Source organism: Streptomyces sp. NPDC036822 (genome assembly GCF_055609145.1).
In genome coordinates this window covers 427,857-446,404 of the sequence record NZ_JBVJPY010000001.1, presented here as the reverse complement: position 1 = coordinate 446,404, position 18,548 = coordinate 427,857, and the positions used below count along the sequence as shown (strand labels likewise).

General features: G+C 73.6%; 19 protein-coding genes. 7 read left to right on the top strand and 12 right to left on the bottom strand.

The genetic code is table 11. The annotated features are described in order from the left end of the window. Nucleotides 1-589: 589 nt before the first annotated feature. Nucleotides 590-1,498, top strand: a complete 909-nt coding sequence (locus tag ACZ68P_RS02075; protein ID WP_471001171.1) for a Gfo/Idh/MocA family protein — start codon at nt 590-592, stop codon at nt 1,496-1,498. A gap of 53 nt (nt 1,499-1,551) precedes the next feature. On the opposite strand, the gene ACZ68P_RS02070 is transcribed toward ACZ68P_RS02075, so the two are convergent. The 3 genes from ACZ68P_RS02070 to ACZ68P_RS02060 all read right to left on the bottom strand — a co-directional run bounded on the left by ACZ68P_RS02070 (nt 1,552) and on the right by ACZ68P_RS02060 (nt 4,216). Continuing rightward, complete coding sequence (locus ACZ68P_RS02070) at nt 1,552-2,295, bottom strand: hypothetical protein (protein WP_471001168.1); 744 nt, start codon at nt 2,293-2,295, stop codon at nt 1,552-1,554. 83 nt (nt 2,296-2,378) lie between these two features. Further along, nucleotides 2,379-3,809 (bottom strand): MocR-like pyridoxine biosynthesis transcription factor PdxR, encoded by a 1,431-nt coding sequence (gene pdxR / locus ACZ68P_RS02065; protein ID WP_471001165.1) that lies wholly within the window; start codon nt 3,807-3,809, stop codon nt 2,379-2,381. A 47-nt stretch (nt 3,810-3,856) separates the two neighbouring features. Next, entirely contained in the window at nt 3,857-4,216 is a 360-nt protein-coding gene (locus ACZ68P_RS02060; RefSeq protein WP_471001162.1) for an arsenate reductase family protein, read from the bottom strand. A 135-nt stretch (nt 4,217-4,351) separates the two neighbouring features. Between ACZ68P_RS02060 and ACZ68P_RS02055 the strand changes: the two genes are divergently transcribed. Further along, entirely contained in the window at nt 4,352-4,627 is a 276-nt protein-coding gene (locus tag ACZ68P_RS02055; RefSeq protein WP_365722073.1) for a hypothetical protein, read from the top strand. A 109-nt stretch (nt 4,628-4,736) separates the two neighbouring features. Here the strand turns inward: ACZ68P_RS02055 and glnA are convergent, their stop codons facing one another. After that, nucleotides 4,737-6,146 (bottom strand): type I glutamate--ammonia ligase, encoded by a 1,410-nt coding sequence (glnA, locus tag ACZ68P_RS02050; RefSeq protein WP_391140845.1) that lies wholly within the window; start codon nt 6,144-6,146, stop codon nt 4,737-4,739. 221 nt (nt 6,147-6,367) lie between these two features. On the opposite strand from glnA, the gene ACZ68P_RS02045 reads away from it, so the two are divergent. After that, nucleotides 6,368-6,835: an RDD family protein gene (locus ACZ68P_RS02045; protein WP_471001158.1), complete on the top strand. Its 468-nt coding sequence runs from the start codon at nt 6,368-6,370 to the stop codon at nt 6,833-6,835. 85 nt (nt 6,836-6,920) lie between these two features. Here ACZ68P_RS02045 and ACZ68P_RS02040 read toward each other — a convergent pair whose 3' ends face one another. The 4 genes from ACZ68P_RS02040 to lipB form a co-directional block, all read right to left on the bottom strand. Next, entirely contained in the window at nt 6,921-7,625 is a 705-nt protein-coding gene (locus ACZ68P_RS02040; RefSeq protein ID WP_471001155.1) for a DUF4191 domain-containing protein, read from the bottom strand. Nucleotides 7,626-7,635: 10 nt separating this feature from the next. After that, nucleotides 7,636-7,848 (bottom strand): SCO2195 family GlnR-regulated protein, encoded by a 213-nt coding sequence (locus tag ACZ68P_RS02035; RefSeq protein WP_137994733.1) that lies wholly within the window; start codon nt 7,846-7,848, stop codon nt 7,636-7,638. 294 nt (nt 7,849-8,142) lie between these two features. Further along, nucleotides 8,143-9,102: a lipoyl synthase gene (gene lipA, locus ACZ68P_RS02030; RefSeq protein WP_471001151.1), complete on the bottom strand. Its 960-nt coding sequence runs from the start codon at nt 9,100-9,102 to the stop codon at nt 8,143-8,145. A gap of 116 nt (nt 9,103-9,218) precedes the next feature. Then, nucleotides 9,219-10,070 (bottom strand): lipoyl(octanoyl) transferase LipB, encoded by an 852-nt coding sequence (gene lipB, locus ACZ68P_RS02025; protein WP_471001148.1) that lies wholly within the window; start codon nt 10,068-10,070, stop codon nt 9,219-9,221. Nucleotides 10,071-10,363: 293 nt separating this feature from the next. Here lipB and ACZ68P_RS02020 point away from each other — a divergent pair, with 293 nt between their 5' ends. Next, nucleotides 10,364-12,007: a regulator gene (locus ACZ68P_RS02020; RefSeq protein WP_471001145.1), complete on the top strand. Its 1,644-nt coding sequence runs from the start codon at nt 10,364-10,366 to the stop codon at nt 12,005-12,007. A 276-nt stretch (nt 12,008-12,283) separates the two neighbouring features. Here ACZ68P_RS02020 and ACZ68P_RS02015 read toward each other — a convergent pair whose 3' ends face one another. Both ACZ68P_RS02015 and ACZ68P_RS02010 read right to left on the bottom strand, forming a co-directional pair. Further along, complete coding sequence (locus ACZ68P_RS02015; protein ID WP_471001142.1) at nt 12,284-13,606, bottom strand: NAD(P)/FAD-dependent oxidoreductase; 1,323 nt, start codon at nt 13,604-13,606, stop codon at nt 12,284-12,286. Nucleotides 13,607-13,908: 302 nt separating this feature from the next. Then, on the bottom strand, nt 13,909-14,805 hold the full coding sequence (locus ACZ68P_RS02010; RefSeq protein ID WP_471001139.1) for a TIGR01777 family oxidoreductase: 897 nt from the start codon (nt 14,803-14,805) through the stop codon (nt 13,909-13,911). Nucleotides 14,806-14,851: 46 nt separating this feature from the next. Between ACZ68P_RS02010 and ACZ68P_RS02005 the strand changes: the two genes are divergently transcribed. Continuing rightward, nucleotides 14,852-15,394 carry a GNAT family N-acetyltransferase gene (locus tag ACZ68P_RS02005; protein ID WP_471001136.1) on the top strand — a complete coding sequence of 181 codons (543 nt, stop codon included), beginning with the start codon at nt 14,852-14,854 and terminating at the stop codon, nt 15,392-15,394. Here the strand turns inward: ACZ68P_RS02005 and ACZ68P_RS02000 are convergent. Continuing rightward, complete coding sequence (locus tag ACZ68P_RS02000) at nt 15,369-16,028, bottom strand: TetR/AcrR family transcriptional regulator (RefSeq protein ID WP_471001133.1); 660 nt, start codon at nt 16,026-16,028, stop codon at nt 15,369-15,371. The genes ACZ68P_RS02005 and ACZ68P_RS02000 overlap by 26 nt on opposite strands. Before the next feature lie 127 nt (nt 16,029-16,155). On the opposite strand from ACZ68P_RS02000, the gene ACZ68P_RS01995 reads away from it, so the two are divergent. Beyond that, nucleotides 16,156-16,941 (top strand): SDR family NAD(P)-dependent oxidoreductase, encoded by a 786-nt coding sequence (locus ACZ68P_RS01995; protein WP_471001130.1) that lies wholly within the window; start codon nt 16,156-16,158, stop codon nt 16,939-16,941. Nucleotides 16,942-16,985: 44 nt separating this feature from the next. Here the strand turns inward: ACZ68P_RS01995 and ACZ68P_RS01990 are convergent, their stop codons facing one another. Next, entirely contained in the window at nt 16,986-17,504 is a 519-nt protein-coding gene (locus tag ACZ68P_RS01990) for a DUF4240 domain-containing protein (protein ID WP_365719098.1), read from the bottom strand. A gap of 99 nt (nt 17,505-17,603) precedes the next feature. On the opposite strand from ACZ68P_RS01990, the gene ACZ68P_RS01985 reads away from it, so the two are divergent. Continuing rightward, on the top strand, nt 17,604-18,530 hold the full coding sequence (locus ACZ68P_RS01985) for an SDR family oxidoreductase (protein ID WP_471001128.1): 927 nt from the start codon (nt 17,604-17,606) through the stop codon (nt 18,528-18,530). Nucleotides 18,531-18,548 lie beyond the last annotated feature (18 nt).

Sequence of the window (18,548 nt, the reverse complement as noted above, 5' to 3'; positions counted from 1 at the left end):
GGAACGCCCGCGGACGGGCTGTCCGCCCCGTGCGGTCGGTGGCCGGCTCGCCGAGGTGCCGCTCCTCGGCCGGGAGCGGGACGGCGAAGGCGGCCCCCGGGGAGTCGTCGACGTACGGCATCGGCCCGCACCGCCCGGCGTGGACCCCGAAGACCCGCGGCGACTCCCCGAGCCCCGGAACCCTCGGCCCTTCCACCGGCTCCGACCCGTCCCGACGTCCGGCCGACGTCCCCGCCGGCCGCAGCCGGTGCGGGCCGGGCGGAGCGGGCCGGATCGGGACCCCCTTCGGGAACGGCTCCGTCCGCCGGTCCGGATACGTCCGGAGCGGTCTCCACCAGCGCCGCCGGACCCTCCGCACCCCTGATCCCCGCCGTCGGCACGTGCGGCGCCGGCCGCCGTGGCTCACCACCCCGTGTGTCGTATACGGGGGTTCACCCGGACGGCGCGCGTCCGCGCTCCGGGTCCAGGCGCGTCCGCCCACACCTCGCAGCACCTCGCCCGCCACCCGGCCGGTGGCCGGACCGCTCCACCGGGTCCGCGGCCGCACCCGCCGGGGCCCGCTGTCGGCGGGGACCGGCAGACTGGGGGCATGACGAAGCTTCCGGGCGCCACGCCCCGTATCGGACTCCTCGGCACCGGCCCCTGGGCCGGGCGGACCCACGCGCCCGCGCTCGCCGCGCACGAGGGTGTGGAGTTCAGCGGGGTGTGGGGCAGACGGCCCGAGGCGGCGGCCGGGATCGCCGAGGCGTGCGGCACGCGCGCGTACGACGACGTCGACGCCCTCTTCGAGGCGAGCGACGCCGTGGCCTTCGCACTGCCGCCCGACATCCAGGCGCCGCTCGCGGCGCGGGCGGCCGCCGCCGGCTGCCACGTCCTTCTCGACAAGCCGGTGGCCACGACGGTCGCGGCGGCCAGGGAGGTGGCCGAGGCGGTCGAGAAGGCGGGCGTGGCCTCGGTCGTCTTCTGCACGCTGCGGTTCGCGGAGCCGACGGCGCGGTGGATCGACGAGCAGGCGGCGGCCGGCGGCTGGTTCCTGGGGGAGGCGCACTGGCTGGGCTCGCTTTTCGCCCCCGGCTCGACGAGCGCGTACGCGGCCTCCCCGTGGCGGCGCGAGAAGGGCGGCCTGTGGGACGTCGGCCCGCACGTGCTCTCCGTCTACCTCCCCGTGCTCGGTGACGTCACGGACATCAGCTGCGTACGCGGCCCGGCGGACACCCGCCACCTGGTCCTGCGCCACACCTCGGGTGCGAGCAGCACGGCGACGCTCACCCTGAGCGCCCCGCCGGGGGCCGCGGAGGCCGCGCTCACGCTGCACGGCGAGCGGGGACGCGCGGTCATGCCGGGCTGGGACGGTGCCGTGGGGGCGCTGGGCGGGGCGATCGCCGCGCTCCTCGCGTCGGCGCGGACGGGGGCGCCGCACGGGTGCGACGCCCGGTTCGGTCTGCGGCTGACGGAGATCCTGACGGAGGCGGAGACGAAGGCGGCGTCGGAGGCGTAGGCGGAGGCGGTGGTGGCGCCGCCGGTCGCCGCCGGCGCCACCACCGGCCAGGCTCAGCCGACGCGTTCGATCCGGGCCTTGCGGATCAGGAACTTCCCCGGTTCGCGCACCTGCTCGAAGGCCTCGTTGTTGAGCAGCACACAGCTGCCGGAGGCCGACGTGACCTCGACGGTGATCGACTTCGCGTTGTCGAGGTTGGTCACCCTGAGCCGCGTGCCGGGAGGGAACTCGCCGCTGGACGCTGCCGGTGCGCCGGCCTCGCCGGAGAGGGTGACGGTGGACCCGGCGCAGACGACGTCACCGGCCCCGTCGGCCGGGGGCGCCGAGGCGGGAGGCGCGGGATCGGCCTCGGCCGGCGGAGCCTGCGTCTGCGCACCGTCGTCGGCGTCACCCCCACCGCCGTTCCCCATCCCGTTCCCGTTCCCGGCTCCGTTCCCGTTCCCCTTTCCGTTCCCGGCTCCGTACCCCTTGCCGTTGCCGTTGCCGTTCCCTCCTCCGTTCGCGGCCTCGTCCGCGCCCCCGGCCTCGGCGCCGCATCCGGCCGCCGCCTGCTGCCGCCGGATCTCGGCGATCACCGCCTCACGGTTGGCGATGCGGGCCGCCGACAGCGCGTCCGGCCGGGCACGCTGGTCCGCGATGAACCGCTCGTTGTTGGCGAGTGCGGTGGCCATACCGTCGCAGGCGGCCGAGGCCTGACTCGTACCCGTCAGCACCACCGCCGTGCCGCCGACGAGTACGAGGGCACCGGCCACCAGCGTGAGCTTCTTCCTGCGGCTGAGCGTTCTCCTGCGTGACACGTGAGGCTCCGTTCGTTTCCTGTCGGTTCCTGTGGCGTCAGATACGAGCAGCGGGCCCGTTCCGCTCAATCGGAGGCGGTCCTTCAGTCGCCCAGGACCTCCCGCAGAGCCGTGCACAGGGCATCGAGGGCGGCGCCGTACAGCCGCTCGGGGGGCGTGGCATAGCCGACGACCAGGCCGTCCGCCCGCGCCGCCCCGACCGCCTCCGGGTGCCGGAACCCGCCAAGTCCCTCCACCACGACCCCGTGACGGGCGGCTGCCTCGACCACCGCCCGCTCCGTCCCCGCCGGCAGTTCCACGACGGCGTGCAGCCCCGCCGCGACCCCCGTCACCCGCACCTGCGGCACGCGTTCGGCGAGCACCGTCACCAGCCGGTCGCGCCGCCCGCGGTGATGCCGGCGCATCCGGCGGACGTGCCGGTCGTACGCGCCCGAGGCGACGAAGTCGGCGAGGGTGAGCTGTTCGGTGGCGGAGGAGTACGGTTCGCGCTCGCCCTTCGCCGCCAGGACGGCGTCCACCAGCGGCGCGGGCAGCACCATCCAGCCGATCCGGAGGGTGGGGGACAGGCTCTTGCTGACGGAACCGAGCAGCACCGTGCGGTCCGGGGCGAGGCCCTGGAGGGCGCCCACGGGCCGCCGGTCGTAGCGGAACTCCCCGTCGTAGTCGTCCTCGACGACGAGTCCGCCGGTCTCCCGCGCCCAGTCGAGGACGGCCGCCCGGCGGTCGGGCAGGAGCGGTCCCCCTGTCGGGAACTGGTGTGCGGGCGTCAGCAGCACCGCGCCGACGCCCCCGGGGAGCGCCCCGACGTCGGCGCCGTCCTCGTCGACGTCGACGGGCAGGGTGCGGATCCCCGCCTCGGCGAGCAGCCGCCGGTGGAAGGGGAGTCCGTACGACTCCACGGCCCAGGGCCCGGGCACGGCGCGGGCCAGCAGCCGCAGGGCGTGCGCCGCGCCCGAACAGACGACGATCCGGTCCGGGCCCGTCCGCACCCCGCGTACACGCGCCAGGTATCCGGCGAGCGCCTGCCGCAGCTCCACCCGCCCGCGCGGGTCGCCGATTCCGAACGCCTCGTGCGGCGCGGCCGTCAACGCCCGCCGTGCCGCCGCCAGCCAGGCCGCGCGGGGGAAGGCGGCGGGGTCCGGCTTGCCCTGCACCAGGTCGTACGGAAGGGGAGGCACCGGCGCCCCGCCCGCCCGGGTCCCGTCGCCCGTGGCCCTCGTGTCCACGGCCACCGCCCCGCGGGCCACCCGCGTCCCCGACCCCTGACGCGAGGTCAGCCAGCCCTCGGTGACCAGCTCGGCGTACGCGTCGGCGACGGTGTTCCGGGTGAGACACAGATCGGCGGCGAGCGACCGGTACGGCGGCAGCCGCGTCCCGGGTTCCAGCCGCCCGCTCCGTACGGCCTCGCGCAACGCCCTGATCAGCACCGCCCGCCGGCTCCCCGCCCCGGTCAGCTCCAGATGCAGGTCGGCCCCGAGCACCTCGGCCGCGTCGCTCCACCCGCCCGCCGTCACGCGGTCACCCCCGTCTCCTCCTCGGCCCCCTGCCCCCTCGCCCGGCTTCACCGCCCCAGAGCGTCCCGTACGGCCTCCTCGGACCGGCCGACCACCGCCGTACCGTCGTCCGCCGTGATGATGGGCCGCTGGATCAGCCGGGGACGCTCGGCGAGCGCCTCCACCCACCGGTCCCGGTTCGCCTCGTCCCGGGGCCAGTCCTTCAGACCCAGCTCCTTGGCGTCGGCCTCCTGCGTCCTGGTGATGTCCCACGGCTCGAGCCCGAGCCGCTCCAGAACGGCCCGGATCTCGTCGGGCGTCAGCACGTCCTCCAGGTAGCGGCGCACGGTGTACCGGGCGCCCTCGTCGTCGAGCAGCTCGACGGCGGCGCGGCACTTCGAGCAGGCGGGATTGATCCAGATCTCCATGGTGCGAACGGTACCCGCCGAGAGCCTCAAACCCGGTCTGGCCAGGGATGATTGTCAGTGGTGACGGGTAAAATCATGAGTGAAGGTGAGGGTCCCGGGGAGGGCCCGCACCCACCGTTCGCCAGGAGGTCGCCCATGGCCGTCGCCACGATCCGGACGCTGTCCCTCGAACCCTGGAAGCCCCTGCGGAAGCAGCCGCTCCCCGCGGGCCGACCCCGCGAGTGGTACGTCAGCCACAACCGCCGCCTGAAGGCGATGCGCCTCGCGATCGCCCTGCTCGACTCGGGCGTCTACGACCCCGCGAAGGCCGGCAACGCGAAGATACGCACCACGGCCGAGCAGCTCGGCATCCACCCGCCCTCCGACACCACCTGCCGCATGGTCCGCACCCTGATCCGCTACGGCCGCTGACGCCGGAGAGGCCGCGTCCCGACCCGGTCGTGCACCCCGGGAGAACGGCGAAGGCCGCCACCCCTCGCGAGGGGTGGCGGCCTTCGCCGCGCCGGTGCGTGCGTACGGCTTAGAGGTCGAAGTAGAGCTCGAACTCGTGCGGGTGCGGGCGCAGCTGGATCGGGGCGATCTCGTGCGTGCGCTTGTAGTCGATCCAGGTCTCGATGAGGTCGGAGGTGAAGACACCGCCCGCCTGGAGGTACTCGTTGTCCGCCTCCAGGGCGTCGAGGACCGCCGGGAGCGAGGTCGGGACCTGCTGGACGTTCGCGTGCTCCTCGGGAGCCAGCTCGTAGAGGTCCTTGTCGATCGGCTCCGCCGGCTCGATCTTGTTCTTGATGCCGTCGAGGCCCGCGAGGAGCAGCGCCGAGAAGGCGAGGTACGGGTTCGAGGACGGGTCCGGCGCGCGGAACTCGACGCGCTTGGCCTTCGGGTTCGAGCCCGTGATCGGGATGCGCATGGCCGCGGAGCGGTTGCGCTGCGAGTAGACCATGTTGACCGGGGCCTCGAAGCCGGGCACCAGGCGGTGGTAGGAGTTCACCGTCGGGTTGGTGAAGGCCAGCAGCGACGGGGCGTGCTTGAGGATGCCGCCGATGTAGTAGCGGGCGGTGTCCGAGAGGCCCGCGTAGCCCTGCTCGTCGTAGAAGAGCGGGTCGCCGTTCGACCACAGCGACTGGTGGACGTGCATGCCCGAGCCGTTGTCGCCGAAGATCGGCTTCGGCATGAAGGTCGCGGTCTTGCCGTTGCGCCAGGCGACGTTCTTCACGATGTACTTGAAGAGCATCAGGTCGTCGGCCGCGGCGAGCAGCGTGTTGAACTTGTAGTTGATCTCCGCCTGGCCGGCGGTGCCGACCTCGTGGTGCTGGCGCTCGACCTGGAGGCCGACGTTCTCCAGCTCCAGGGAGATCTCCGCGCGCAGGTCGGCGAAGTGGTCCACCGGCGGGGCCGGGAAGTAGCCGCCCTTGTAGCGGACCTTGTAGCCCCGGTTGTCCTCGACCTTGCCGGTGTTCCAGGCGCCGGCCTCGGAGTCGATGTGGTAGAAGCCCTGGTTCGCCGAGGTCTCGAAGCGCACCGAGTCGAAGACGTAGAACTCCGCCTCGGGGCCGAAGTACGCGGTGTCGGCGATGCCGGTGGAGGCGAGGTACGCCTCCGCCTTCTTCGCGATGTTGCGCGGGTCACGGCTGTACTGCTCGCCCGTGATCGGGTCGTGGATGAAGAAGTTGATGTTCAGCGTCTTGTCACGGCGGAACGGGTCCAGGCGGGCCGTCGACAGGTCCGCGCGCAGGGCCATGTCCGACTCGTGGATCGCCTGGAAACCGCGGATCGACGAACCGTCGAAGGCGAGCTCGTCGGACGGGTCGAACGCCGTCGCCGGGATCGTGAAGTGCTGCATCACTCCCGGAAGGTCACAGAAACGGACGTCGACCATCTTGACGTCGTTGTCCTTGATGAACTTCTTGGCCTCGTCGGCGTTCTGGAACATCCAACTCCTCCTACTCCCGGCCCGGGGAGGGGCGGGGTTGCAGCTCGGTCGTGCGGCCAGTGCGGTGGCACACGCTGGACCCGACCATAGGCAGACGGGATTTCTCAAGCATGACCCATTTGTTTCGCCCAAGTTAACCGGCGCGCGTGTGACGGGCGTCGCGGCGGGCCGGTCCGCACCCAGGCCGAAGTGATCAAAAGCGGGCACAGTACCGTGGACGCGTGGACAACAGGCAAGCATTGGGATCGTGGCTCTCGGGACCCCGCGCGGCGGCCGAGGACGCCGGTGTGGACTTCGGTTACCGGGGGGAGCAGCTGGGTCTGCCCGAGGAGGGGCCGGGCTCGATCGCCCGCCCCGGGCGGCGGATCGGGGCCCTCGTCGTGGACTGGGCGCTGTGCATGTTGATCGCATACGGCCTCGTCACGCACGGCTACGACCAGGCGACCGGCAACTGGGCGTTGGTCATCCTGTTCGCCGTGAGCGTGCTCACCGTCGGCACGGTCGGCTTCACCCCCGGCAAGCGGCTCTTCGGTCTGCGGGTGGCCTCCGTGCACGGCGGGCGCCTCGGCTTCCCCCGCGTGGTGCTCCGCAGCGTGCTCGTCTGCCTCGCGATCCCGGCCCTGATCTGGGACCGCGACGGACGCGGCCTCCACGACCGCCTCGCCGGCGCCGTCCAGGTCAGGATCTGACCGCACCGGCGGCGGACCCCGTCCCAGCGAAAGGGCGCCCCCGGAACCTCTCGGTTCCGGGGGCGCCCTCGTCGTGTGCGGGACCTCAGCGCATCTTTCCGCCGCGCGGCATCCGCATGCCCTTGGGCATCGGACCCTTCGGCAGCGGCATGTTGCTCATCAGGTCGCCCATCGCCCGGAGCCGGTCGTTGGCGACCGTCACCTGCGGGCCGGACAGCACCCGCGGCATCTTCAGCATGGTCGTACGGACCTTCTTCAGCGGCACCTGACCCTCGCCGTCGCCGACGACGATGTCGTGCACCGGAACGTCCACGACGATCCGGGCCATCCGCTTCTTCTCGGCCGCGAGCAGCGTCTTCACCCGGTTCGGGTTGCCCTCCGCCACCAGGACGATGCCGGCCCGGCCGACCGCGCGGTGCACGACGTCCTGGTTCCGGTTCATCGCCACCGCCGGGGTGGTCGTCCAGCCGCGCCCGATGTTCTCCAGCACCGCCGCCGCCGCGCCCGGCCTGCCCTCCATCTGACCGAAGGCGGCCTTCTCGGCGCGCCGTCCGAAGATGATCGCCATCGCCAGCAGGGCCAGAATGAAGCCCAGGATGCCGACGTAGACCGGGTGCCCGATCAGGAAGCCGATCGCGAGGAGGACACCGAGTACGACGATGCCCACGCCAGCGACGACAAGCCCGACCTTCGGGTCGGCCTTTCGGGTCATCTTGTACGTGAGGGCGATCTGCTTCAGTCGCCCCTGGTTCGCAGCGTCACCGCTGCCCGTGTTTGCCTTCCTCGCCATGTCCTGAAGTTTACGTGGCCCGCGAAGCGTGGCCAGCCACGGCCTCCATCACATGCTGGGCCTCGACCCGGTCCTTGGCCCGGCGGCGGTCCTCCAGGACGGAGGTCCAGGCGTTACGGCGGGCGGTGCGCTGGCCTCCGGCCAGGAGCAGCGCCTCGACGGCCTTCAGGGCGTCGGTGACGGACGGGATCGCGGTGGCGCGGACATGTGTCGCGGCCTGCATGTGGGTCCTCCCTCGAGAGCGGATGAGACGAGGTGGGGGAAGGGCGAGGGGAGCGGCGGTCCAGGACAACCCTCCGTGACCCAAGGGTCACGGTTCGGTGTTACCAGCGCATGACCCGGTGGTCAAACACTGATGAAGCGTGGGTGCGCGCGGCCGGGTGGCCCGGGAGACGCCGACGCGGCCCGTACGGCCTCCCTGACCTGCGGAGGTGTACGAGCCGCGTCGGATTCGGCCATTACCGGCCGGTAACTACTTGTGCGCGGATTCACATCGTCGGCGGGCCCGCGCCTCGCCTCACCGGTCGAGCGTGGCCTCGCCGCGCTTCTCCATCGCCTGCTGGAAGAGACGGCCCGCCCGGTACGAGGACCGCACGAGCGGACCCGACATCACGCCGGAGAAGCCGATCTCGTCGGCCTCCTCCTTCAGCTCCACGAACTCCTGCGGCTTCACCCAGCGCTCCACGGGGTGGTGCCGGACCGACGGACGCAGGTACTGCGTGATGGTGATCAGCTCGCAGCCGGCCTCGTGCAGCTGGCGCAGCGCCTCGCTGATCTCCTCGCGGGTCTCGCCCATGCCGAGGATCAGGTTCGACTTCGTGACCAGACCGTAGTCCCGCGCCTGGGTGATGACGTCCAGCGAACGCTCGTAGCGGAAGCCCGGACGGATGCGCTTGAAGATCCGCGGCACCGTCTCGACGTTGTGCGCGAAGACCTCGGGGCGCGAGGCGAAGACCTCCGCGAGGAGCTCCGGCACCGCGTTGAAGTCGGGGGCCAGCAGCTCCACCTTCGTACGGCCGTCCGCGCGGTCCGCCGTCTGCTCGTGGATCTGGCGCACCGTCTCCGCGTACAGCCAGGCGCCACCGTCCTCCAGGTCGTCGCGCGCGACGCCGGTGATCGTGGCGTAGTTCAGGTCCATCGTGACGACCGACTCGCCCACGCGGCGCGGCTCGTCACGGTCCAGCGCCTCCGGCTTGCCCGTGTCGATCTGGCAGAAGTCGCAGCGCCGCGTGCACTGGTCACCGCCGATGAGGAAGGTGGCCTCGCGGTCCTCCCAGCATTCGAAGATGTTGGGACAGCCCGCCTCCTGGCAGACCGTGTGCAGGCCCTCGCTCTTCACGAGACTCTGCATCTTCGTGTACTCGGGACCCATCTTCGCCCGGGTCTTGATCCACTCGGGCTTGCGCTCGATGGGGGTCTGAGCGTTACGGACCTCCAGGCGCAGCATCTTGCGTCCGTCGGGTGCGACTGCGGACACGACCGGCTCCCTGTAGCTTCGATTCTTCGGCGCCCACCAGGGTACGCCCGTTGGTTCGTACGTCTTTCCGTCTGGCCAACCTGTGACCGGGGCCCGGCATTCCCCGCCGGCGCCCCCTAAGCGGAGGCGGAGGCGGTGAGAGGGGCGGCGGCGGGAGCGGGCGCGGCGGCCCGAGCCGTCTCGCGTACGACCTCGCGCGGCTTCGGCTCCGCGTTCTCCAGGACCGCCTTCAGGTGCTTCTCCACCACTGGCAGGACCTCCTCGATCGTGATGTCCCGGCCCAGCTCGTTCGCGAGCGAGGCCACGCCCGCGTCCCTGATGCCGCACGGGATGATCCGGTCGAACCAGGTGTTGTCCGGGTTCACGTTCAGCGCGAAGCCGTGCATCGTGACGCCCTTGGCGACCCGGATGCCGATCGCCGCCAGCTTGCGGTCCTCGCGGCGCTGGCCCGCGTTGGACGGGGCGTACTCCGGGCCGTTCAGGCGGGGGTCGAACTCCTCGTCATCGAGCCGAGGGTCGAAGTCGAGGGAGAGGCCGCCCAGCGACGGACGCCGCTCCACCGGGTCGCCCAGCACCCACACGCCGCTGCGGCCCTCGATCCGGGTGGTCTCCAGGCCGAACTCGGCGGCCGTGAGGATCAGCGCCTCCTCCAGGCGGCGGACGTGCGCGACGACGTCGACCGGGCGGGGCAGCTTCATGATCGGGTAACCGACGAGCTGGCCGGGGCCGTGCCAGGTGATCTTGCCGCCGCGGTCCACGTCCACCACCGGCGTACCGTCCAGGGGGCGCTCGCTCTCCGCCGTGCGCCGGCCCGCGGTGTACACGGGCGGGTGCTCGAGGAGCAGGCAGGTGTCCTCGGTCTCGTCGGCGAACCGGGCCGCGTGCACCTCGCGCTGCTTGTCCCAGGCCACCTGGTACTCGACGGCCTCGTCGCCGAAGCCCAAGCGGACGAATCGCAGCTCACTCACGGCAATGCCTCCTCCTGGGTGCCGGAGGCCGTGATCCGGGGATCGTCCCGGGGGGCCGGCTCGGCACCCTGCGTCATTCGCGCCCATGCCACTGTACGGCCGCACCGGACACGCCCGTCCGGCAGGTGCGGCGGGGGGCTGACACGTCAGCGGCCTCCCCAATCCTCACACGATCGGATGAATGTGGGGCGAAGGTGGCGGTACGGGCGGTGAGGGCCGCTAAATTCGCGCCGTTCCATGAGGGTCCACGAGGGCTGCCACCCGGGCCCGGAAGGCAGGAGACCGCACAGCTGATGACGGAACGACCCCCGCAGCGCATCCCGAACCGCCAGCTCGCCGCACTCATCGCCGAAGCCGGGTTCTCCAACGCGGGCCTGGCCAGGCGGGTGGACCAGCTCGGTCTGGAGCACGGCCTCGACCTGCGGTACGACAAGACCTCCGTGACCCGCTGGCTGCGCGGTCAGCAGCCGCGCGGCACCACTCCGGCCCTGATCGCCGAGGTGTTCACCCGGCGCCTCGGCCGCCGCCTCTCGGCCCAGGACCTCGGCCTCGACGCCTGCGCGCCGGTCTACGCCGGTCTGGAGTTCGCGGCGACGCCGGAGGAGGCGGTCGACATCGTCAGCGGGCTGTGGCGGAAGGACTCGGGCAGCCACGCCGAGCTGCGCAAGATCGCCTTCACCCCGGCCGGTCTGGTCGTCCCCAGCCGGGACTGGCTGATCGGCCGCGCGGACGAGCGGGTGGCCCGGGGGGACGGATACCCGGCCGGCAGGCCGGGACAGGAACCCCGCCCTGCCCCGGACCAGCGTCCCGGGACCGAGGGCCGGCTCGGCGCCCCGGAGGGACGCCTGGGCGCCGAACGGCGCGGGGGCGCGGACGGCAGGTTCGGTACGGAGCGCCTCGGCGCCGACGGCAGGACCGGCACCGACGTCCGGGCCGCCGCCGAGGGCCTCTCCCGCGGCCCGCAGGACGCCCGCGTCCCGCCCCAGGGCCGCTTCTCCGTCCCCCGCCAGCGCGGCACCGACCGGGGGCCCGGCCAGCGGGTCTCCAGCGGGGACATCGCCGCCCTGCGCTCGGTCGGCGAACTGTTCCGCACCCTCGACCACGCCTACGGCGGCGGCCACGCGCGCCAGGCACTCGTCCGCTACCTCGAACACGAGGCCGAGCCGATGCTGCGGGGCACCTACGGCGAGTCCGTCGGCCGCCGGCTCTTCGCCGCCGCGGCGGACCTGACGCGGCTGGCCGGCTGGACCTCCTTCGACATCGCCGCGCACGGTCTGGCGCAGCGGTACTTCGTCCAGGCGCTGCGGCTCGCCCAGGCGGCCGGCGACCGCGCCTACGGCTCGTACGTCCTGATCACGATGAGCCGGCAGGCGGTCTACCTCGGGCACGGGCGCGAGGCCGTGCAGCTCGCGCGGGTCGCCCAGCAGGGCGTCGGCACGTCCGCGCCGCCCGTCGTCCAGGCGCTGCTGCACGCGGTGGAGGCGCGCGGGCACGGCGTCCTCGGCGAGGCGCGGGCGAGCACCGCGTCGCTCGCGCGGGCCGAGCGCGCCCTCGAAGCGGCCCGGCCGGGCGACGAGGTGCCCTACTGGGCGCGCTCGTTCGACGAGGCCCAGCTCGCGGACGAGTTCGGGCACTGCCACCGCGACCTGCAGCAGTACCGCTCGGCGGCGCAGCACGCCGAACGCTCCCTCCAGCTCCGCGCGCCGGGCTTCGCGCGCAGCCGCCTCTTCTGCCGCGTGGTACTGGCCTCCGCCCGCCTCGGCCTCGGCGAACTGGACCAGGCCTGCGCCCTGGGCGCCGAGGCCGCCCAACAGGCCTCCGAGATGCGCTCGGCCCGCGCGACCGAGTACATCCGCGACTTCGAGCGCCGCCTGGAGCCCTACCGCGACGCGGCGGCCGTCCGCACGTACCGCGACCGGGTGGCCGCGATCGGCTGACGCCGGCCGATGGGCCGGCGGGGGCGTCGGAGGGCGGGCCGGACACCGGGCGCGCGGCTTGGCGTACGGCCGGGGTGCCTCCGGGCGATCCCCGGTCAGGGGCGGGGGTTCCCGTCCGCCCAGGCCGGGCCATCGGCCGACAGGGCACGTGGCCCCGCGTGGGGCCGGCGCCGCCCTGTTCCCGTCCGGGGAGGGCGGCGGCCGGCCTGCCGTGGTCCGCGTGGCGCGGGGGCACGACGCCCCCTCGCGACGTGCGGCGCGACCGGACGCCGTTCGCTAGGCCGCCGCCTCGGCCGTCGCCGGTGCCTCCTTCACCGGGTGGATGCCCAGGTCCCGCATCAGGGCGTGGGCGGCGCGGCGACCGGAGAAGAGGGCGCCCTGCGGTGTCCCGGTGTCGCGGTGGTCGCCGCAGACGTAGAGCCCGGAGAGCAGCCTCACCGGACGGCGCGGGTCGTGGGGCGGCGGCATCGCCGGGAAGGCGTCGGCCGTGTGCCGCAGGGCCAGCAGCTCCCACTCGTCCGTCGACGTGCCGTACAGCGTGGCGAGGTGCTTGCGGGCCCGGCGCTCGACGTCGTCCGGCGGGGTGCCCAGGATGGTCGAGGTGACCAGCACCCGCCCCGCGGGCGCGCGCAGCGGGTCGACCGCGCTCATCACCGCCGTGTGCGCCACCGGACCGCCGGGGTCCGACTCCAGGAGCAGGAGCGGGTGGGCCAGCGGCGCGGCGGGAGCGGTGTGGTGCACCACCGTGGCCGCGTGGAAGCGCGGCGTCCGCAGACCCGGCAGCAGCTCGGCGGCGGTCCGCGCCCCGGTCGCCAGGACGACCGACCGGCAGCCGAACTCCCCGTGCTCCGCCGTCGCCACCCTGGTGATCGAGACCTCGGTGACCCGGACACCCGTACGGACCGTCCCGGGCGGCAGCGACGCGGCCAGCAGCTCGGGCAGCGCTCCCGACCCGCCCTGCGGCACGCACAACCGGCCCCGGGCGAACGACCGCAGCGTGAGATCCGCGACCCGGCTCGACACGGCGAGATCGGGGTCGCCCAGCAGCGCGGCCAGCAGGGGGCGCAGGAAGCCCTGGACCGTACGGGCGGGCAGCCGGGCGTTCAGGGTCTCGCGGGCGGTCCGCTCCGGCCGGGTCGCCAGCCGCTGCGCGGGCGTGGCGGCGAGCCGGGCCAGCGTGGCCCCCAGCCGCGCGTGGTCGAGTGACGCGGCCGCCTGACGGGGGGCGCTCGCGAGGGCGCGCGCCATGGTGAATGCCCCTCGCATGCTCCCCGTCCCGCCGCTCCTGACGTACCGTCCGTCGCTGTGGACCAGGACCCCCGGCGCGAACGGACGCAGGACGGCGCCGTCGAGCCCCGGGATGCGGCGCAGTTCCGGGTACGACAGGGTCAGCAGCGGGCCGAGGCGGTCGAGCCGGAAGCCGTCGACCTCGTCGGTGACCATCCGTCCGCCCACCCGCTCGGCGGCCTCCAGGACCGTGACGGAGAGCCCCGCTCTGGTCAGCCGGTGTGCCGCGGCGAGCCCCGCGATTCCCGCTCCGACGATGACGACGTCCGTCACGACGTCCGTGTGGTGCGCATGGCGTGCGGTACTGAGCACGTGCCCCTCCCCGGGTCGGCGCGGCTGGTGGGAGGCTCATGCCCCCAACAGGCCCCCGGAATGCCCCGGTTCGGGTCCACGGTTCGTCGTGTGGCCGCGGGGGGCATTCAGGGGCCGTCCAGCCTAGGCACCGCTCCGCCCGATGCCAGCCGCGCGCACCGGGGTGCACGCAGCACAGGGTGGCGCACACCCCGCGCCTCCCCGGCCGAGGGCCGGTCCGCACGCCGTGCCGTACCGCGACGGCCTCGCGCTCGGCCGGGTCCATGGACACCGCGCCGCGGCGGCTCGGGCGCGACGGCCCGTCAGGCCGCCGCGCGGATCGACTCGTCGATCGTCGGGAAGGCGAAGTCGAACCCCGACTCCAACAGCCGCACCGGAAGCACCCGCTGACTCCCCAGCACGTCCTGCGCGAAGTCGCCCAGGACCGCCCTCAGGGCCGATGCGGGCACCGGCAGCAGCGTCGGGCGGCGCAGGACGCGGCCCATCGCCGCCGTCACCTCCCGGTTGGTGACCGGCTCAGGGGCCGTCAGGTTCACCGGTCCCGAGAGGGAGTCGGTGTCGATCAGGTGGCGCAGGGCGGCCACCTCGTCGTGCAGCGAGATGAAGCTCCAGTACTGCCGGCCGTCGCCCATCCGGCCGCCGATCCCGGAGCGGAAGATCGGGAACAGCCGCCCCCACGCCCCGCCCTCGCGGGCCACCACCAGGCCCGTGCGGGCATAGGCGACCCGGATGCCGGCCTCCTCGGCGGGAGCCGCCGCGGCCTCCCACTCCACGCACACCGACGGCAGGAAGCCCTCGCCCGCCGGAGCGCTCTCGTCCACCGCGCGCGTACCCGTGTCGCCGTAGTAGCCCAGGGCCGTCCCGCACACCAGCACCTTCGGCGGCTCCGCCAGCGAGGCGAGCGCCTGGGAGATCGCCGTCGTGCCGAGCACGCGGCTGTCGCGGATCTCCTTGCGGTACGCCTCGGTCCAGCGGCGCTCGCCGACCCCGGCTCCCGCCAGATGCACGACGGCGTCCACCCCGACGAGTCCGGCGGCGTCGACGTACAGCCGCGCGGGGTCCCACTCCACCTCGTCCGCCGTCCGGGCGGGCCGCCGTACCAGACGGGAGACGTGGTGGCCGTCGGCGCGCAGGGAGCGCACGAGGGCCGAGCCGATGAGTCCGGAGGCGCCGGTGACCGCGATACGGGAGCGTTGCATGGGGCCATCCTGCCCTTCCGCGGCCCCGCGTGGCACAGTGGCGGCCATGGCCGTTCCTCATGAGTCGCCGCAGGCGCAGACGCAGATCCAGACGCAGACCCGGATACGCATTCGTCCCGCCCTCGCGGAGGACGGCGAGACCCTCGGGGAGCTGGACCGCGCGACCTGGTCGCCCCTGCACGCCGTGCAGCCCGCGCCCCTGCCTCCGTACGGCCCCTTCTTCGACGACCGAAACCGTCCGGAGGACCATCTCGTCGCCGAGGACGGCGGGGTCGTCGTCGGCTATCTGAAGCTCGGGCGGCCCACCCCGCTCGCGTGCAACACCCACGTCCGCCAGATCCAGGGCCTCGCCGTCGCCGCGCAGGCCCGAGGCCGGGGCGTGGCCCGTGCGCTGCTGCGCGCCGCCGTGGCGGAGACGGTGCGGCAGGGCGGCCGGCGGATCACGCTGCGGGTGCTCGGCCACAACGAGCCGGCCCGCGCCCTCTACGCCTCCGAGGGCTTCGCGGTCGAGGGCGTGCTGCCCGAGGAGTTCTTCCTGGACGGCCGGTACGTCGACGACGTGTTCATGGGGCGCTCCCTGGCTCCGTGACGGCGGGCCGTCCCAGCAGCCGCATCCCGCCCCCCAGCTCCCGCAGACACCGCACCGCGAGCGCGGCCGGTGAGCCCTCCCCGCCTACCGGCGCGTCCGTCTCCGCCCAGGTCTCCAGGGCGATGCGGATCGCGTCCGTCGCGGCCGCCGCGGCGAGGCGCACCTCCAGGGGGTCCGCGTCGGGCCCGGCGAGCGCCGCGACGACGGGCCGGAGCCGGTCCTCGGACTCCTGGTTCACCCGGTACCAGACCGCCCGCAGCGCGGGGTCCCCGGCCGCCGCGCGCAGCAGACCGCGGGTCCGGCGCAGCCCCTCGGCGGCTTCGCCGTCGGCCGCCGCGAGGGCTTCGGCGACGGACCTCTCCAGCGCGTCGGGCAGCGCGGCGCCGGGCCCGGCCGCCGCCAGCCGCTCCCGCCAGCGGTCCGCGCCGCCCGCCAGGAGCGGGGCCACGGCGTCCTGTTTGGAGCGGAAGTAGCGGTAAAAGGTGCGCAGGGCGACCCCGGCCCGCAGGGCGATGTCCTCGGCCGTCGTCCCGTCGGGGCCGCGCTCGGTGAACAGCTCGGCGGCGGCGTGGGCGATGTCGAGCTGGGTGGCCGCCTTGCGGCGCTCCGTCAGCGAGGGGGGCTTGGTGCTCACGCGGGCAAGCGTACGCCCGCCCTTGCCGCGAAGGCATGCCGTGCACCGATGGCAAAACGTGCCACCAAGGCGTACGGTGTCCCGCGAAGAGCCGCAGCGAAGCCCCAGCGAGAGGTCGGATCGGGACATGAACCGCTACGAAGGACGCCGCGCACTGGTCACCGGCGGAGGCTCCGGCATCGGCCAGGCCACCGTGCTGCGCATGCTCGCCGAGGGCGGCCGTGTCGTCGCCGCCGACATCAGCGAGGCCGGGCTCGAGGACACCCTCGCCCGGGCCGGAGCCGACGCGGACCGCCTGACGACCCTCGTCGTCGACGTCGCCGACGAGACCTCGGTACGCGAGGGCGTCGCCGCCGCCGTCGCGGCGCTCGGCGGTCTCGACGTCCTGGTCAACGCGGCCGGGATCCTGCGCTCGTCCCACACCCACGAGACGAGCCTCGACTCCTTCGAGCGGGTCCTCCGGATCAACCTCACCGGCACCTTCCTGGTGATCCGCGAGGCGATACCCGCGCTCCTCGACGGCCACGGCTCCGCCGTCGTGAACTTCTCCTCCACCTCGGCGATGTTCGCCCACCCGTACATGGCCGCCTACGCCGCCAGCAAGGGCGGTATCCAGTCCATGACCCACGCGCTGGCCGCCGAGTACGCCAAGCAGGGCATCCGCTTCACCGCCGTCCAGCCCGGCTCCATCTCCTCCGGCATGACCGACGGCACCGGAGCCAGCCGGCAGAGCGTCGGCCCCGGCCTGCCGGAGGACGCCGACCTCTCCCTCTTCGTGAAGCTCGCCCCCGCGCTCGGCCACGGCTTCGCCGGGCCGGAGACCGTGGCCGGGGTCGTCGCCATGCTGGCGAGCGAGGACGGCCGCTTCATCACCGGCACCGAGGTCCGCATCGACGGCGGCACCCACTTCTGACGCCCCGCCGGTCGGGCGCCCCGGCAGGATCGGCAGGACACTCCCTACGACCCGAAGCGCTCCCACAGCCTCGGGTAGCGCGCCGCGAGCACCGCGTCGTCCGCCAGGTCGACCGGGCTGCCCTCCGGCTCGGCCGGCTGCGGCGGAATCCCCAGATCCGGCGCCTCCGCGCCGGTGAGCTGTTCGTACGCCTCGTCCGCCGCGTACCCCAGCTCCTCGCCGTCCCCGTCGATCTCCTCGTCGAACTCGTCGAGCAGCTCGGCCAGCGCGTCCGGATCGTGCACCGCCCCCTCGAAGACCTCACGCCCCTGGCCGATCAGCCAGCAGCGGAAGTAGTCGAAGGCGTCGTCGCCGGCTCCGTCGAGCAGCACCGCCGCCGCGCCCCACAGGTCCCAGCGGTACGCGCGGTTGTAGCGGGCCTCGAAGTGACGGGCGAAGTCGAGCACGGAGTCGGGGTCGAACTGCAGCAGCCGTTCGACGAGCAGGTCGGCATGGTCCTCCGGGTCGCCCTCGGCGGCCTCGCGGGTGGAGTCGATGATCTCCCAGAACTCCGTCTCGTCCATCACGGGACCAGCATCGGCCTTCGCGGAGGGCGACGCACCCCGAAACGGCCGAATCAAACCCGACAGAGGATGTCGTACTTTCCTGCCATGGTCGTTTCCATGACGACTGAAACGAAGCCGCTCGCCGGCAGGATCGCACTGGTCGCGGGCGCCACCCGGGGCGCGGGCCGCGCCATCGCCGTCCAGCTGGGCACCGCCGGCGCCACCGTGTACGTCACCGGGCGCACCACCCGGACGAAGGTCAGCGAGGTCAACCGGTCCACCGAGACCATCGAGGAGACGGCCGAGCTGGTGACGGCCGCCGGCGGCGAGGGCATCGCCGTGGTCACGGACCACCTGGAGGTGGAGCAGGTACGGGCCCTGGTCGCCCGGATCGACCAGGAGCAGGGCCGCCTCGACGTCCTCGTCAACGACATCTGGGGCGGCGAGCACCTCCTCGTCCCCGCCTTCGGGAAGAAGATCTGGGAGACCGACCTGGACAGCGGCCTGCGCATGCTGGAACTCGGCGTGAAGACCCATGTCGTCACCAGCGCGGTCGCCCTACCGCTGCTCGTCCGCCACCCGGGCGGCCTTGTCGTGGAGGTGACGGACGGAACCGCCGAGTACAACGCCCGCTTCCGGGAGAACTTCTTCTACGACCTCACCAAGAACGCGCCGCTCCGGATGGCGTACGCCCTCGCGCACGACCTGAAGGAGGCCGGTGGGACGGCGGTGGCGCTCACCCCGGGGTGGCTGCGTTCCGAGCAGATGCTGGACCACTTCGGCGTCACCGAGGCGAACTGGCGCGACGCCGTCGAGAAGCTCCCCGACTTCGCCGTCGCCGAGTCCCCGGTCTACGTCGGCCGCGCGGTCGCCGCCCTGGCCGCCGACCCCGAGCGGGCCCGCTGGAACGGACAGTCGCTCTCCAGCGCACAGCTCGCCAAGGAGTACGGCTTCACGGACGCGGACGGCTCACGGCCGGACGCCTGGGCCTTCATCATGGCCAAGGAGGCCGGCGAGGACGTGAGCGTGGAGGACTACCGGTAGAGCGCGGGCCGTAGGAGG